Origin of the sequence: Chitinophaga sp. 180180018-3 (assembly GCF_037893185.1) — a bacterium.
In the GTDB taxonomy this organism is placed as follows: domain Bacteria; phylum Bacteroidota; class Bacteroidia; order Chitinophagales; family Chitinophagaceae; genus Chitinophaga.
In genome coordinates this window covers 6,193,076-6,209,289 of record NZ_CP140772.1, presented here as the reverse complement: position 1 = coordinate 6,209,289, position 16,214 = coordinate 6,193,076, and the positions used below count along the sequence as shown (strand labels likewise).

Sequence of the window (16,214 nt, the reverse complement as noted above, 5' to 3'; positions counted from 1 at the left end):
GGATTTTAGTTTTGATGGGTGTTATATTAAGCCTTCAAATACAGGCACAGACCGGCTTTAAGCCGGTAGCCGACCTGACGCCGCTGAAGCAGCAATTTGCAAAAGCTGCACAGCAAACACAAAGCATCCAGTGCGATTTCGTACAGGAAAAGAACCTGAGCATGCTTTCCGATAAGATTGTATCTAAAGGTAAGTTCTGGTTTAAGAAAGACAGTAAGGTTCGTATGGAGTACCTGCAGCCTTCCTATTACCTGCTGGTGATCAACGGAAAAGATATCCGTATTAAGGATGCCAAAAAGGAAAACAAGGTATCTGGGAAAAGTAATAAACTGTTTGAACAAATCAATAAGATCACTGTAGACTGTGTGAGAGGAACAGTACTGGATAATTCCGATTTCACCACCAAAGCTTCCGAAAATCAACAGTATTACCGCCTGGAGCTGGAACCGGTGAATAAGGTAATGAAAGAGTATTTCAAAACAATCGTGCTGCTGGTAGACAAGCAGGATTACTCCGTATCAAAAATCACTATGGCGGAATTATCCGGCGACGATACCACCATCAGCTTTTTACATAAACAATTGAATTCAAATATCCCCGATGCGGTATTTTCTGCTAAGTAGCATTTGCTGCATTGTTTTACTGGTGACGGGATGCCGCTCGGTGTACAAAGGGCTGCGGCCTTCCGGAGGTGATGTGAATTGTATCCGTCAGTTCAGCCCCCGGTTCAGCGCTACGCTCTATAGTACACAGGTGGATATACTGAAACATCATCTGAGTGGCCTGCTGTTTTTTAAGCAGATGCCCGACAGCAGCACACGTGTGGTGTTTGCAAATGAGATGGGATTTAAGTTCTTTGATTTTGAATTCGACCGTGAGGGACATTTTACCAAGCATTTTATCCTGAAGAAGATGGATAAGAAAGCGGTAGTGAAAACATTGGAGCAGGACTTTGCACTGGTGCTGTTGAGGCCGGATCTGCAACAGGCACATATAGCTACGGATGCCCGTTACCGTTATATAGTAGTGCCTACCGGAAAAGGCAATAACTATTATATTACAGATACGGCCTGTACCGAACTGGTAAGAATTGAGAAATCGTCGCAGCGGCGGCCGGCCGTGACAGTATGGCTACAGCATTATACGAGTGGCGTGCCTGATACGATCAATATCCGTCACGAACATTTCAAATTCAATATCTCTCTACAGAAAGTAGAAAAATAATTAGGGATCAATCATTATAATCATAAAATCAGCTGCATTATGTTGGCAGGAAATTTTTATACGGTAACAGCACAAACACAGGAACCAGGACAGATAACGGCTACCATTGAACTGAATGCCAGCCACCCGATATTTCAGGGGCATTTTCCGGAGCAGCCTGTTGTGCCTGGTGTATGTATGATGCAAACCATTACAGAAGTACTGGCAGACGCTGTACAGCGGAAAGTGGCTATGAAGAAAGCCAGCCAGATGAAATTCCTGAATATGATAGATCCTGGTAAACAGCCGCTGGTGGATGTGATCGTTAACTATAAGCAGGAGGAAGCAGGATGGAAAGTGAATGCCACACTGAAACGCGACGATAAAACATTTATGAAGTTCCAGGGTATTTTTATTTAAGTGATACAACAATCAATACATAACAACGCCTTCGAGCAGCATCGGGTAGCAGTGCTGATCCCAACGTACAACAATGCAGGTACGTTGAGGCAGGTATTGACTGACGCGCTGACTTATACTGCGCATGTAATTGTGGTGAATGATGGTGCTACCGATAGTACCGGCACTATACTGGAGCAATTTCCGGGTATACAGCTGGTATCGTATAGCCCTAACCGTGGGAAAGGGATTGCGCTCAGGCGTGGCTTTGCTTATGCCCTCGAAAAAGGATACGATTATGTGATTACGATGGATGCAGACGGACAGCATTTTGCATCGGATCTTCCGGGTATGTTGCAACAGATTGCTGAAAAACCCGGTGCGCTTATCATCGGCGCCCGTAATCTCCATCAGGAAAACATGCCTGGCAAAAATACCTTCGCCAACAAGTTTTCCAATTTCTGGTTCTATGTAAATACCGGCCTGAAAGGCCCCGATACCCAATCGGGGTACCGGGTGTATCCCATCAGTCTGATGCGTAATATGCGCTTCTTCTGCTCCAAGTATGAGTTTGAAGTGGAGGTGATTGTTCGCAGTGCATGGAAAGGCATCCAGGTCGATTGGGCGCCGGTAAAGGTATATTATCCGCCGGCAGAGGAAAGGGTGTCGCATTTTCGCCCTGGCCGCGATTTTACCCGCATCAGCGTACTGAATACGGTACTGGTGCTGGTAACGTTCCTGTATATCAAACCCCGGGACCTGATCCGTTATCTCCTGAAAAAAGAGAACTGGAAGAAGATGTGGAGAGAAGAGGTATTGAGATCAGATGAATCCAATTTTATGAAAGCTGCTTCCATAGGCTTCGGCATATTCATGGGAATTGTGCCTATATGGGGTTTTCAGCTGCTGGTAGCGATTCTCGTATCTATCCGGCTGAAATTAAATAAGGCATTGGTATTGTTATCTGCCCACATCAGTACGCCACCTGTTACGCCGCTGGTCATTTTCGCCAGCTTTATGACCGGAAAGGTTTGGATGGGGCAAACCGCCAGAGATCTTATATTTTCGAATGGTATCAGCTTCGATACCATACGCGATAATCTGGTGCAATATGCATTAGGCGCCATCACGCTTGCGATAGGAGCAGGTATAATTGCATGGCTGCTAAGCTGGGGCCTGCTTACAATTTTCAGAAAAAAAGGAACTACGAATAACCGAAGGAGACCAACCATCGTTAACTCGTAATTCGTAATTTTTAATTCGTAATTAAAAAATGGTTTCTGTATATAACTTCTTCGAACGGCACAAAATTCTGCTATGGCTTTGCACCATCGTCTGCTTCTTTGCAGCCGGATATTTTGCCTGGCAGATAAAGTTTGAAGAAGATATAACCAAGATACTTCCGCAGGATAAAAAACTGGACAAACTGCAACAGGTTTTCCAGGATTCCCGCTTTGCAGACAAGTTGATTGTTACCATCTCCCAAAAAGATACCACACAAGCTGCACAACCCGATAGTTTAACGGCTTATGCCGCTGCACTGACCAGTCAGGCGGGCGAACAGCTGAAACCTTATATCCGGGAAATTCAGGCACAGGCCGGCGATACAATGATCATGGGCCTGATGCAGGTGATACAGCAACACCTGCCCGTTTTCCTGGAAGAAAGCGATTATAGTAAAATAGACAGCCTGCTGGAAAAAGATAAACTTCAGCAGCAATTGCAATACGACTATAATACACTTATTTCCCCGGCAGGCCTGGTGCTGAAGAAAATGATACAGGCAGACCCCGTGGGCATTTCCTGGATCGGTGTGAAAAAATTGCAACACCTGCAGTATGACGACCAGTTTGAGTTATATGATAACTACGTCATCACAAAAGACCACCGGCATGTGATGATCTTCATCACGCCTGCAAACCCTCCCGGTGCAACAAAGATCAATTCCCAGTTCCTGAAAGGGCTGGATAATATAAAAGACACCCTGGATAAACAACATCCGTTTGTGGCCGCTTCTTACTTTGGCGGCACGGCGGTGTCGGCCGGAAATGCCAGCCAGTTAAGGCAGGATACGATGCTGACACAAAGCATCACGATTGTGTTGCTGGTGGTACTGATAGCCTGGTTTTTCAGGAAGAAGCGTTCGCCGGTGCTGGTGATGCTGCCCGTGATTTTCGGCGGCATTTTCTCACTGGCATGCATATACGCTATTAAGGGCCATATTTCTGTCATGGCCATGGGCGCCGGTGCAGTGGTATTGGGAATTGCTGTCAACTACTCGCTGCATGTGTTCAATCACTACAGGCATTCGCAGGATATCCGCGAGGTAATCCGCGACCTGACAACGCCTATGACACTGGGCAGCTTTACTACCATCGGAGGTTTTTTATGCCTGCAGTTTGTGCCATCGCCCATGTTGCGTGATGTAGGCTTGTTTGCTGCGTTAAGCCTGGTAGGAGCTGCGTTGTTTTCGCTGGTGTTTTTGCCGCATTGGATAGTGATAGGAAAGACACCACACGAAGTACATCATCATGAAGATAACTGGCTCGACAAGCTATCTGCGCTCCGTCCTGAACGAAATAAATACCTGGTAGGTGCCATTTTCCTGCTGACTATCGTATTTTTCTACACTGCCCGCAACGTATCGTTCGAGAGCGATATGATGCGTATGAACTTTATGACGCCGCAATTAAAGGCGGCGGAAACTCAACTAAATGCGGTAAATACCTATATCGCCCAATCGGTATACGTTGTGTCCGACGGACATAACCTGGAATCAGCTTTGGAAAACGGCGAAAAATTGATGCCGGAAGTACACCGCCTGCAGGAGCAGGGAATTGTAAAGAAGTATGCCGGCGTACAGTCGTTACTGTTATCTGATAAAGAACAACAGGCACGCATCGATCGCTGGAACCGTTACTGGACGGCCGAAAAGAAGCAGCAATTATTACAGTACCTGCATCAGGAAGGAAGTAAGCTGGGCTTCAGCGCCACCGCATTCGATACATTCAATGCACTACTGAACAAAAACTTTGAACAGCTTACCCCGGATGCCCTGAAAGTATTACGTAGTGGTAACCTCGGTGATTTTATCATACACAAGAATGGCAATACTTCAGTAGTAACCCTGTTGAAGGTAGACCCTGCGCATAAGCAGGAAGTGTATAAAGCGCTGGAAAACGTGCCCGGCACCACTGTGCTCGATAAGCAGTACGCTGCTAACCGGCTGGTAGAAGTGATCAATGAAGAGTTCAATAACATCGCCTGGATGACCTCGTTGCTGGTATTCTTCTCGCTGTTGATCTCCTATGGCCGCATAGAACTGGCACTGATCACCTTTGTGCCAATGGCGCTTAGCTGGGTGTGGATTCTGGGGATCATGGGTGTGTTCGGTATTAAGTTCAACATCGTTAATATCATCCTCTCTACTTTCATTTTTGGTTTGGGTGATGATTACAGCATCTTCATGATGGATGGACTGCTACAGGAGTATAAAACAGGGAAGAAAACGTTGTCGTCTTTCAAATCTTCCATATTCCTCTCTGCTATTACAACCGTGCTGGGACTGGGGGTATTGATATTTGCCAAACATCCCTCCCTGAAATCCATCGCGCTGATTTCCATTATAGGCATCGGCTGCGTAGTGGTTATCTCACAGGTGATGATTCCTTTCCTCTTCAACTGGCTTATCACCAATCGTGTAAAGAAAGGATATGCTCCATGGACGCTGAAGGGCTGGACATTATCAGTGTTTTCATTTTCCTATTTTACATTCGGATGCCTGCTTATGACTGTGATCGGCTTCCTGCTGATCCGCATAAATCCTTTCGATAAAGAGAAAGGTAAGCTGTTGTATCATCGCATCCTTTCAGCGTATACCCGTAGTGTATTGTATATTATGGGGAATGTGAAAAAGCGTATTATCAATCCCGATAATGAACAACTGAAAACACCGGTAGTCATCATCAGCAATCATCAGTCGTTCCTGGATATCCTGGTATCAACCATGTTGCATCCGAAAGTGATTCTGCTGACAAACCAGTGGGTATGGCGTTCTCCGGTATTTGGAGCTGTGGTACGGCTGGCGGATTATTACCCGGTGGCCGATGGGGCAGAAGGCGCTATCGACAAGCTAAGGAAAAGGGTAGAAGAAGGATATTCCATTGTCGTATATCCCGAAGGTACCCGCTCTCCTGATCCGGTTATCAAGCGCTTTCACAAAGGAGCTTTTTATATAGCGGAGCAGCTGCGATTGGATATATTGCCACTGGTCATTCACGGTACTGCCTATACGATGACTAAAGGCGATTTCCTGTTGAAAGATGGTACAGTAACGGTTAAATATCTGCCACGTATTTCGCAGGATGATCTTTCCTGGGGAGATAACTATAGCGCACGTACGAAAACTGTCAGCCGATATTTTAAGCAGCAGTATGAGTTGTTGAGAGATGAAATTGAAGTGCCGGCATATTTCAGGGAACAGTTGAAGTATAATTTCATTTATAAAGGCCCGGTATTGGAGTGGTATATGCGTGTGAAAACAAAGATGGAGAACAACTACCTGTTGTTCCACAACTTGTTGCCTAAAGAAGGACGCATACTGGATATTGGCTGCGGCTATGGGTTTATGGATTATATGCTGGCCTGGACTGCGCCCGGCAGAGAGATTACGGGCATTGATTACGATGAGGATAAAATAACTACAGCAGCCCGTTGCTTTAAAAAGCCGGAGCAGCTGCAGTTTATTCATGGAGATATTGCTGCCACTCCTTTCGAACAATATGATGCATTTATATTGAGTGATGTATTACATTATCTGTCGGCCGACGAGCAGGAAACATTGCTCCAGCAATGTATTGCGCGGCTTACCACGGATGGTATGATTATAATACGTGATGGCGACAGCGACAAACAAAAAAGGCACGAAGGCACGAAGTTTACGGAGTTTATGTCCACGAAGGTTATTGGGTTTAATAAAACGAAGCAGCAACTGTCGTTTTTCTCAGCATCACATGTACGTAACCTGGTCAGCAAATACGGTGCGGTAGCGGAAGAAATTGATAACACCCGCTATACGTCGAATGTAATATTTGTGATTAAAAAACTTCCCCAAAAAAATTATGCGCAACTATGATGTTATCATTATAGGCAGCGGTCTCGGTGGCCTCGTATGTGGCGCGATACTCAGTCAGAATGGCTATCGCGTATGCATATACGAAAAAAACCGCCAGACAGGCGGCTGCCTGCAAACCTACTCCCGCAGCAAGGTGATCTTCGACTCCGGCGTACACTACATCGGCGGCCTTGCTGAGGGCGAAAACCTGTACAAAGTATTCAAATACCTGGGCATTTATGATCAGCTAAAGCTGAAACGCATGGATATGGATGGTTTCGACCATATCGGCTTTACCGGCGACGATAAAGTATACCGGATTGCACAGGGAGAAGAGAATTTCATTCGCACCCTGCTGGAAGACTTCCCCGAAGAAGAAGTGGCGCTTAGAACTTATTGCAGCAAGATCCGGGAGATATGCAGCAAGTTTCCCCTGTACAATCTTCGCACGGGCGACTATGAAGAAAAACGCCAGGTGCTGCATCTGAACACCGCTGATTATTTGCAAAGCATCACAGATAATCCTAAGCTGCAACAGGTATTAGCCGGCAATAACCTGCTCTACGCCGGCATAGCCGGCAAAACCCCCTTATACGTACACGCCCTGATCGTGAACAGCTATATGCAAAGTGCCTGGAAATGCGTGAACGGCGGCTCTCAGATCGGCAAGCACCTTTGCCGGAAGATTCGTGAACACGGTGGTACTATTATCAGAAACACTGCCGTGACGGCTATACAGGGCGAAGGTGATAAAGTGGATCATATCGTATTGCAGGATGGTTCCATAGCCCGGGCTAAGTATTACATTTCCAACCTGCATCCGGCACAAACCATGGCCATCACTCACAGCGACATGCTCAGAGGCGCCTACCGGAGCAGAATGCAAAACCTCCATAATTCAACAGGTGCCTTCGTACTGAATGTAGCGCTGAAACCCGGCACATTTCCGTATCTCAATTACAACTATTATCACCACGCTACAGACAATGCCTGGGAGGGGATTGCATACAGGGAGGATAACTGGCCGCAGACATACGCCATTTACGTATCGGCCACTACGCATAGCGATACCTGGGCCGACAGTCTTTCCGTGATGACCTATATGAATTATGAAGAGCTGGCCCCCTGGCAGCATACCTTCAATACTGTATTGCAGGCCGATAGCCGGGGCGCCGATTATGAGGCGTTCAAGGAACGGAAGGCTAATCAGCTGATTGATGCCGTGGAGATGCAGTTTCCTGGCTTCCGTAACTGTATACACTCGTACAATGTGGCTACGCCACTGTCGTACCGCGATTATATCGGTACTGCGGATGGCAGTATGTACGGCATCCGGAAAGACAGCGCCGATCCGCTCCGTACCATGGTTTCTGCCCGGACTAAGTTATCCAATTTGTATCTTACAGGCCAAAACCTGAACTTGCATGGTATTCTGGGGGTGACCATCAGCAGTGTGATCACTTCGGCAGAATTACTGGGAATGGAGTTCCTGGTAAATGAAATTAATCAGTCAATTCATACATAAGTGAAAAAGAAGAAACGCAGCGGCTGGAGAAGATTTGGACGCGTACTTTTATACATTATCGGCAGTTTTTTACTGTTGTTCGTGGCACTGGCGATATACCTGGTGGTGGTCAGCAAAATGCCACCCCCGAAGATTGCCGATCAGCGGGCATTACAGCTGCAGCGAACACAGCTGGATAGTACCTGTTACACCCTGGGCAATAACTGGTTCCGCAAAAGCAACAGTGGCCTGTATGAAATGTATGTGGAAGGGGCGCCCTTTGAAAGAGGAGTGGTGATCGGGAAACTTTCGGGTGAACTGATTCGCCGGCAGGAAGATGTTTTCGTGGCGCAATTCAGTAAAATGGTGCCCTCTAAAGCTTACCTGCATTTTCTCAAGTATTTCATTGGCTGGTTCAATCGCGATCTGAGCAGTCATGTGCCGGAAGAGTTCAAAGAAGAAATATACGGGGAATCTTTTTCTGCATCTCCCAACTACGATTATATCGGCACTAACTATGCAAGACTGATGAACTACCACGCTGCGCACGATATCGGTCATGCATTGCAGGGAATGATGCTGGTAGGATGCACTTCTTTTGGTACCTGGAATGACCAGTCGGCTGATAGTAACCTGATCATTGGCCGTAACTTCGATTTCTACATGGGCGATGCTTTTGCGGAAGAAAAGCTGGTAGCGTTTTACCGTCCGCAGCAAGGCCACAATTTCATGTTTGTGACCTGGGGCGGATTCACCGGCGTAGTATCCGGTATGAACGATAAAGGGCTAACGGTGACTATCAACGCTGCCAAAACAAGCGTGCCCACAGGCGCTGCCACGCCGGTTTCGCTGGTGGCAAGAGAAATACTGCAGTGTGCACAGAACATACAGGAGGCATGGAGCATCGCTCAGAAACGGAAGATGTTTGTATCAGAATCGTTCCTGATCGGATCGGCAGAAGATAACAAGGCAGTACTCATCCAGAAAACACCGGAAGGCATGGATATATACAGCTCAGGTAAAAACTTTATCACCTGTACGAATCACTTCCAGGGTGATAGTCTTGGTAACCTGGCTTCCAACAAACTGCAGATGAAAGAAAGTGCCTCCGAATACCGCTATGAACGGCTTCGGGAGCTCATGACGGAAAACGGACCTAATACAGTGCAGAAAACGGTTAACATACTCCGCGACCGTGGCGGCCTGCATAACGCTAATATAGGTCTGGGCAATGAAAAGGCCATCAACCAGCTGATCGCACATCACTCCATCGTGTTTGAACCAAAGAAAGGCCTGGTTTGGGTATCCACAGCGCCGTGGCAGCTGGGGCAATTTGTGGCCTACGACCTGAATAAAATCTTTAGTATGCACGGCCTGCAAGCCGATCGTGAAGTATATGACAGTGCGCTCAATATTCCGGCGGACAGTTTCCTGTTATCGAAAGATTACATTGCCTTCAATACTTATCGTCAACTGAGGGATGCACTGAAAGAAGGAAAGCAGGTGGATATTAAAACGCTGATTGCCGCTAATCCGGAGTACTATCATACTTATGTGCTTGCAGGAGATTATGCATATAAACAGAAAGCATTCGCGGTAGCGAAACAATACTATGAAACAGCCCTGACTAAAGTGATTGCTACGAAAGGAGAAGAAGATCATATCCGGAAACAGCTGGCGCTTTGTAATAAGCAGTTGACAGCATCTAAATAAAACCTGATTATGTTACTTGGTATCGGAACAGACATCGTGGAAGTACCTCGCATCGCCGCCAAGCTGGCGAAGGGAGAGAGCTTCCGCAACCTGGTGTTTACGCCTTACGAAATAGCGTATTGTGAGAAACAAACGAATCCGGCGGAAAGCTATGCAGCCCGCTTCGCGGCCAAAGAAGCCCTGCTGAAGGCATTCGGCACCGGCTGGGGAAACGGCGGTATTAATTTCGATGAAATTGAAATACGCAATGATGCTAACGGCAAACCAGAACTGTTCCTGATAGGCAACGGCGCTAATAAGTATATTGAGTTAGGGATTCAACGTATATTGGTGTCTTTGTCGCACGAAAAAAGTGCTGCCGTAGCGATGGTGATAATAGAAGGAAATCAAGTATAAAGAATTACGAATTAGAAATTACGAATTACGAATTCCCTGAGCTTCAGATATTCCTGATGATAAGATATTCGCTTCTGCCGTAATTCGTAATTCGTAATTCGTAATTTTTTAAATTGTATCATTCATGTACATTCCCGATATCGAACTCCAGCCAAAAACCGCCATCCGGGCTTACCAGGAAAAAGAAGTAATGCGCCTGCTGGGGTACCTGAGAGAGTTTTCACCTTTCTACAGGTCGTGGTTCAAAAAGCATGGTATTGATGCCGATAAAGTTCGCTCTCTTGACGAATTTTCGTTGATTCCACCGGTGACAAAGGAAGAACTGCAGGAGCATAACTGGGAATTTCTGTGCGTGGATAAGAGCAAGATTGCAGAATACACGACCACATCGGGTACACTGGGAAGGCCCGTCATCATTGCATTAACGGAGAAAGATCTGCAGCGGCTAAGCTACAATGAATATATTTCCTTCTGTTGCGCCGACGGATCCGATAGCGACATCTTCCAGCTCATGCTTACACTCGATCGTCAGTTTATGGCTGGTATGGCATACTACAATGGGATACGTAAGCTGGGCGCAGGTGTGCTGCGCGTAGGCCCGGGAGTGCCGAGCATGCAATGGGAAAACATACAACGCATACAACCTACTACTATAGTGGGAGTGCCTTCTTTCATCGTTAAACTGATCGCCTACGCCCGCGAGCATCATATCGACATTAACCGTACAGCTGTGAAAAAGGCAGTATGCATCGGGGAAAATATCCGTAACACTGATTTTTCACTGAATGTATTGGGGAAGAAGATCACGGAACAATGGAATATCAGGCTGTACTCTACTTATGCTTCCACCGAAATGCAAACCGCTTTCACGGAATGCAGGGCCGGAAAAGGAGGGCATCATCATCCGGAGCTGTTATATGTAGAGTTGCTCGATGAAAATAATCAACCGGTGAAACCCGGTGAAGAAGGAGAGGTAACCATCACTACCTTAGGAGTGGAAGGCATGCCACTGTTGCGTTATAAAACCGGTGATATCTGCCAGTATCATCAGGAAGTGTGCAGCTGCGGACGACATACGCTTCGCCTGTCTCCCGTAATAGGCCGCAAAAAACAAATGATCAAGTATAAAGGAACCACCCTATACCCGCCCGCACTATTCGATCTGCTGAACGATATGGAAGATGTAAAGGAATTTGTGGTAGAGGTATATTCCAACGAACTGGGTACCGATGAAATCCTGTTGCACCTCTGGCCGAAGGAAGAGTCAGAAGAAATGGACCGTAAGATAAAATCTTATCTGCAGGCGAAATTGCGTGTTATTCCGCAGGTGCGCTACACCACCCAGCAGGATATCATGCGGATGCAGTTCCCGGAGAACAGCCGTAAACCGGTGAAATTCGTCGATAACAGGAATTAAGCAGCTAGAAATCCAGTACAGCCAGCTCTTTCGGATTATCGAGTTTTGTACTTTTCCTCACACCGCCAACAAGTACGTGTATCATATTGATCTGCGTCGGATGCCTTTCATATAGCAGGTTGTCTTTTATCTGCACCTTTTGGGGCACAGGCACATTTTCAGCTTCGAGGAAACTCCATACCGCATCTTCTTCAACCTTGTATCCGATGAAATGCAGTGGAACTGCCTTACCATCCATGGTGATAACCAGGTGTTGAGAAAGATAGGCGGCTATATAGCCCTCTACCTGCTTGCGGTTAGCAGGACGGGTAATATCGAAAGAGGTCTTGTTTTGCGCCTTCAGCGTGTTTTCCAGGTCGTCTGCAAAAATGCGGCAACTGACCTGCAGCTCTTTTTTACCGGCGTCATGCGCAATTTCAGTAACACTGGCATAGAACGGATGTACTGCAGCCATACATAATATCATCCACCATTTACATAATAATACCCCCACTGGACTAAATATTTTTAGAAAATTTAATTTTCATGATTATACTTACCAAAATTATAGAAAAGTAGGGCATGGATGCATTGTATTTTCAGTTAGGGTGGCAACATATCATAAACTGGGAGGGTTACGACCATATTCTTTTTGTGATCGCCTTAAGTGCTATTTACCTGTTGCGCGACTGGAGAAAGGTATTGGTACTGGTGACGGCGTTCACCGTTGGCCATTCTATCACACTGGCTTTGAGCGTATTGAATATTATCAGAATACCTGCATCCCTGGTGGAATTCCTGATACCGGTAACGATTTGTGTAACCGCTATCTCCAATATACTGAGAAGAGGAGACGACCCGCAACACCTGCAGCTGAACTATTTTTATGCACTTTTTTTTGGACTGATACACGGACTTGGCTTCTCCAATTACCTGAAAAGTTTGCTCGGCAACCAGGCAAACATTGTAAAACCACTCCTGGGATTTAATCTGGGGCTGGAATTTGGCCAGATCCTGATTGTAATGTGCATTCTGCTCGTATCTTCGCTGATCGTGAAATTAGGCGAAGTAAAGCGCGGCGACTGGAATATGTTCCTCTCGTCCGCTACCTTCGGAATCGCATTTTTAATGGTGATACAAGGCGTCAGAGCGCTTTTTATATAATACTGTTTATGAGAAAACAACTTTACCTCACCGGGGTATTGTGCTGTGGCCTGTTATCGATGCAGGCACAAAACAATCCTGGTTCCAACCATGGCAATCGCTTTGAACAATTGGGCACCATGTTACAAACGCCCAATATGTACCGCTCAGCATCGGGCGCACCCGGCCCTAAATACTGGCAGCAGCGCGCTGACTATGAGATCGACGCACAGCTCGATGATGAAAAACAGCGGCTGACAGGTGCTGAAACCATCACGTATTTCAACAATTCGCCCGATCCGCTTACTTATCTCTGGCTGCAGCTCGATGAAAACGAACATGCTGCCACCAGCGATAACCGGAGCTTTAATGAAAGCCGTATATCCGACAAAATGACGATGGCTGCGTTGAAAGATATCCTGCCGCCGGGAAAAGATCTCGGGGTGAATATTGTTAAGCTGACAGATGGAGATGGAAAAACATTGCCCTATACGATCAACCAAACGATGATGCGTATCGATCTGCCTAAGCCATTGATGCCGGGAGAGAAGATCCGCTTCAAAGTGAACTGGTGGTACAATATCTCCGATCGTATGACAGTGGGCGGTCGCGGTGGATATGAATACTTCCCGGACGATAAGAACTACCTGTATACCATCACGCAATGGTATCCCAGGCTGGCAGTATACTCCGATTTCCAGGGCTGGCAGAACAAGCAATTTACGGGCCGTGGCGAATTTGCGCTCACCTTCGGCAACTTCAAAGTGCGTATGACCGTACCTGCTGATCATACCGTAGGTGCTACCGGCGAATGCCAGAACTATAAGGAAATGCTTTCTCCGGCACAATATCAACGCTGGCAACAAGCGCAGAACAGCAGGGAACCGGTGGAAGTGGTAACCCTGAATGAGGCCCGCAAAGCCATGCAGGATCATGTTGGGAAAACCAAAACCTGGGTATACGAAGCGCAGAACGTCCGCGATTTTGCCTGGGTATCTTCCCGCCGTATTGTATGGGACGCCATGACCACTAATGTAGAAGGCAATAAGGTAATGGCCATGTCGTACTACGGGCCGGAAGCCTATCCGCTCTATCGCCGCTACTCTACCAAAGTAGTTGCCCATACACTGAAATCATATTCCAGACATACCATTCCTTATCCTTATCCGGTGGCTATTTCCGTGGAAGCGGCCAACGGTATGGAATACCCGATGATCTGTTTCAACTACGGCCGCGCGGATAAAGACGGCACCTATTCAGAAGCGGTGAAGAATGGTATGATCGGGGTGATCACACACGAAGTAGGGCATAACTTCTTTCCGATGATCGTGAATTCCGACGAAAGGCAGTGGACATGGATGGATGAAGGACTGAATACTTTTTGCCAGTTTATGGCAGAGCAGGAGTGGGATAGTAATTTCCCTTCGGGTCGTGGTCCTGCACATAAGATTGTGGATTATATGAAGATGCCAAAAGATCAGCTGGAGCCCATTATGACGAACTCCGAGAATATTGTGCAGTTTGGCCCCAATGCCTATGCAAAGCCGGCTACAGCGCTCAATATACTTCGCGAAACGGTGATGGGACGTGAGCTGTTCGATTTCGCATTCCGTGAATATGCACGTCGCTGGGCATTCAAACATCCGACGCCTGCTGATTTCTTCCGTACTATGGAAGATGCTTCTGCAGTAGACCTGGATTGGTTCTGGCGTGGCTGGTTCTTTGGAATAGAGCCGGTGGATATTTCTATCGACAGCGTGAAATGGTACAGAATGCAGGGCAATCCGCAGGAAACAGCCAACACTGCCCGGGATGCCTATGAGAAAAATATGGACCATATTGCCCGTCAGCGGAATAAAGCAGCAGGTGTGAAATTTGCGGTGGATCAGGATACAAGCCTGCAGGACTTCTACAGCAAGTGGAACCGCTTCGCAGTGAGCGAAGAAGACAAGGATAGCTGGAACCAGTTTTACAATAGCCTGAGTAAAGAAGAAAAAGCACTTTACGATAGTAAGAAGAACTTCTACGAAGTAAGCTTCTCCAATAAAGGCGGACTGGTGATGCCGCTGATAATAGAATGGACTTATGCAGATGGCAGTAAGGAAACGGACCGTATCTCTGCTTATATCTGGCGCAAGAATGAGAACCAGGTAACAAAAGTATTCGCGAAAGATAAGCAGGTGGTATCTATAAAACTGGATCCATTGCGGGAAACAGCGGATATCGACGAAAGCAATAACAGCTGGCCCCGCGAGCCGGCTCCTTCCCGCTTCGATCTGTTTAAAGCGTCTGGTACTACCCGGGGAGCTTCCTCCGGCGATAACCCGATGAAGAAAGCAAATCATAAATAAAACGAACTATTTTATATTTTGTGACGGCTATCCACTGGATAGCCGTTTTTCATTCGCTTAAAATCCGGAGTTATGAAATTACTGGCCCGTTTACTATTCCTCTTATGTCTGGCACAGGTCGCAAAAGCCGCTGATGTGGATACTGTCAGCATCTATAGCGATAAAATGCACCGTTCCTACAAATGCGTAGTGATTACTCCTGCCTCCTGCAAAACAGCTACCACCCGTTTCCCGTCGGTATACCTGCTGCAGGGGTATAGCGGCAACTATGCCAACTGGATTCAAAGAGTGCCCTGGCTCAGGAACGTGGCCGATAGTTTTCAACTTATCCTTGTCTGCCCCGATCCTGATTATTCCAGCTGGTATTTCGACAGCCCCATCGATAGCAGTATGCGTTTTGAAACATACATCTCCAAAGAAATTCCTGCCTGGATCGATCAGCATTACCCAACCCTGGCGGAACCCCGTTTCCGGGCTGTCACAGGCCTTAGCATGGGAGGGCACGGAGCCCTGTTCCTCGGCATCCGCCACCAGGATGTATTTGGCGCTGCTGGTAGCATGAGCGGCGGCGTGGATATCCGCCCTTTTCCGAAAAACTGGGACATAGCAAAACGACTCGGAGAAGCCGGGAAAGATGGCGTTAACTGGAACGACTATACGGTCATCAATCAGACCAACAAGCTGAAACCGGGCGGCAGCATGCCACTGATCATCGATTGTGGTATCAAAGATTTTTTCATTGATGTAAACCGGAACCTGCACAAGAAACTACTGGAAGAAGGTATAGATCACGACTACATTGAACGGCCCGGCCAGCACGACTGGAAGTATTGGAGCAATTCGATAAAATACCAGCTGTTATTCTTTCATGAGGTATTCATGCGAAACGGCCAGCTAATTAAGAATTAAGAATGTGGAATTAAGAATAAAGGGCGAAGATCAAAGCGGATAATAACAATGCAATCCGCTTTGATCTTCGCCCTTTATTCTTAATTC

At 46.8% G+C, this 16,214-nt stretch carries 13 protein-coding genes; 12 read left to right on the top strand and 1 reads right to left on the bottom strand.

The features are described 5' to 3' along the window. The first annotated feature begins 14 nt into the window (after positions 1–14). From UNH61_RS24145 to UNH61_RS24105, 9 genes are all read left to right on the top strand, one after another. Complete coding sequence (locus tag UNH61_RS24145; protein ID WP_326994585.1) at positions 15–623, top strand: outer membrane lipoprotein carrier protein LolA; 609 nt, start codon at positions 15–17, stop codon at positions 621–623. Then, positions 601–1,224, top strand: coding sequence for a hypothetical protein (locus tag UNH61_RS24140; RefSeq protein WP_326994584.1), 624 nt, complete (start codon positions 601–603; stop codon positions 1,222–1,224). Before UNH61_RS24145 ends, UNH61_RS24140 begins: the two co-directional genes overlap by 23 nt. Positions 1,225–1,263: 39 nt before the next feature. Next, entirely contained in the window at positions 1,264–1,623 is a 360-nt protein-coding gene (locus tag UNH61_RS24135; RefSeq protein WP_326994583.1) for a 3-hydroxyacyl-ACP dehydratase, read from the top strand. Further along, positions 1,624–2,847 carry a DUF2062 domain-containing protein gene (locus UNH61_RS24130; RefSeq protein ID WP_326994582.1) on the top strand — a complete coding sequence of 408 codons (1,224 nt, stop codon included), beginning with the start codon at positions 1,624–1,626 and terminating at the stop codon, positions 2,845–2,847. A 28-nt stretch (positions 2,848–2,875) separates the two neighbouring features. Next, positions 2,876–6,736: a 1-acyl-sn-glycerol-3-phosphate acyltransferase gene (locus UNH61_RS24125; protein ID WP_326994581.1), complete on the top strand. Its 3,861-nt coding sequence runs from the start codon at positions 2,876–2,878 to the stop codon at positions 6,734–6,736. After that, positions 6,723–8,240, top strand: coding sequence for an NAD(P)/FAD-dependent oxidoreductase (locus tag UNH61_RS24120; RefSeq protein WP_326994580.1), 1,518 nt, complete (start codon positions 6,723–6,725; stop codon positions 8,238–8,240). Before UNH61_RS24125 ends, UNH61_RS24120 begins: the two co-directional genes overlap by 14 nt. Further along, on the top strand, positions 8,241–9,932 hold the full coding sequence (locus tag UNH61_RS24115) for a C45 family peptidase (protein ID WP_326994579.1): 1,692 nt from the start codon (positions 8,241–8,243) through the stop codon (positions 9,930–9,932). It abuts the gene before it with no gap. A 9-nt stretch (positions 9,933–9,941) separates the two neighbouring features. Beyond that, positions 9,942–10,328, top strand: a complete 387-nt coding sequence (gene acpS, locus UNH61_RS24110) for a holo-ACP synthase (protein ID WP_326994578.1) — start codon at positions 9,942–9,944, stop codon at positions 10,326–10,328. A gap of 124 nt (positions 10,329–10,452) precedes the next feature. Next, entirely contained in the window at positions 10,453–11,745 is a 1,293-nt protein-coding gene (locus tag UNH61_RS24105) for an AMP-binding protein (RefSeq protein WP_326994577.1), read from the top strand. A 4-nt stretch (positions 11,746–11,749) separates the two neighbouring features. Here UNH61_RS24105 and UNH61_RS24100 read toward each other — a convergent pair whose 3' ends face one another. Then, positions 11,750–12,199, bottom strand: coding sequence for a DUF6702 family protein (locus tag UNH61_RS24100; RefSeq protein ID WP_326994576.1), 450 nt, complete (start codon positions 12,197–12,199; stop codon positions 11,750–11,752). A 107-nt stretch (positions 12,200–12,306) separates the two neighbouring features. Between UNH61_RS24100 and UNH61_RS24095 the strand changes: the two genes are divergently transcribed. The 3 genes from UNH61_RS24095 (at position 12,307) to UNH61_RS24085 (ending at position 16,127) form a co-directional block, all read left to right on the top strand. Further along, positions 12,307–12,888, top strand: coding sequence for a HupE/UreJ family protein (locus tag UNH61_RS24095; RefSeq protein WP_326994575.1), 582 nt, complete (start codon positions 12,307–12,309; stop codon positions 12,886–12,888). Between the two features lie 8 nt (positions 12,889–12,896). Further along, positions 12,897–15,218, top strand: coding sequence for a M1 family metallopeptidase (locus UNH61_RS24090; RefSeq protein ID WP_326994574.1), 2,322 nt, complete (start codon positions 12,897–12,899; stop codon positions 15,216–15,218). 72 nt (positions 15,219–15,290) lie between these two features. Continuing rightward, entirely contained in the window at positions 15,291–16,127 is an 837-nt protein-coding gene (locus tag UNH61_RS24085) for an alpha/beta hydrolase family protein (RefSeq protein WP_326994573.1), read from the top strand. Positions 16,128–16,214: the final 87 nt, after the last annotated feature.

What these genes read in the sequence shown, in the direction of transcription:
- UNH61_RS24145 (WP_326994585.1), top strand. Translation starts at nt 15, where the DNA reads ATGGGTGTTATATTAAGCCTTCAAATACAGGCACAGACCGGCTTTAAG.
- UNH61_RS24140 (WP_326994584.1), top strand. Translation starts at nt 601, where the DNA reads ATGCGGTATTTTCTGCTAAGTAGCATTTGCTGCATTGTTTTACTGGTG.
- UNH61_RS24135 (WP_326994583.1), top strand. Translation starts at nt 1,264, where the DNA reads ATGTTGGCAGGAAATTTTTATACGGTAACAGCACAAACACAGGAACCA.
- UNH61_RS24125 (WP_326994581.1), top strand. Translation starts at nt 2,876, where the DNA reads ATGGTTTCTGTATATAACTTCTTCGAACGGCACAAAATTCTGCTATGG.
- UNH61_RS24120 (WP_326994580.1), top strand. Translation starts at nt 6,723, where the DNA reads ATGCGCAACTATGATGTTATCATTATAGGCAGCGGTCTCGGTGGCCTC.
- acpS (WP_326994578.1), top strand. Translation starts at nt 9,942, where the DNA reads ATGTTACTTGGTATCGGAACAGACATCGTGGAAGTACCTCGCATCGCC.
- UNH61_RS24105 (WP_326994577.1), top strand. Translation starts at nt 10,453, where the DNA reads ATGTACATTCCCGATATCGAACTCCAGCCAAAAACCGCCATCCGGGCT.
- UNH61_RS24100 (WP_326994576.1), bottom strand. Translation starts at nt 12,199, where the DNA reads ATGGCTGCAGTACATCCGTTCTATGCCAGTGTTACTGAAATTGCGCAT.
- UNH61_RS24095 (WP_326994575.1), top strand. Translation starts at nt 12,307, where the DNA reads ATGGATGCATTGTATTTTCAGTTAGGGTGGCAACATATCATAAACTGG.
- UNH61_RS24090 (WP_326994574.1), top strand. Translation starts at nt 12,897, where the DNA reads ATGAGAAAACAACTTTACCTCACCGGGGTATTGTGCTGTGGCCTGTTA.
- UNH61_RS24085 (WP_326994573.1), top strand. Translation starts at nt 15,291, where the DNA reads ATGAAATTACTGGCCCGTTTACTATTCCTCTTATGTCTGGCACAGGTC.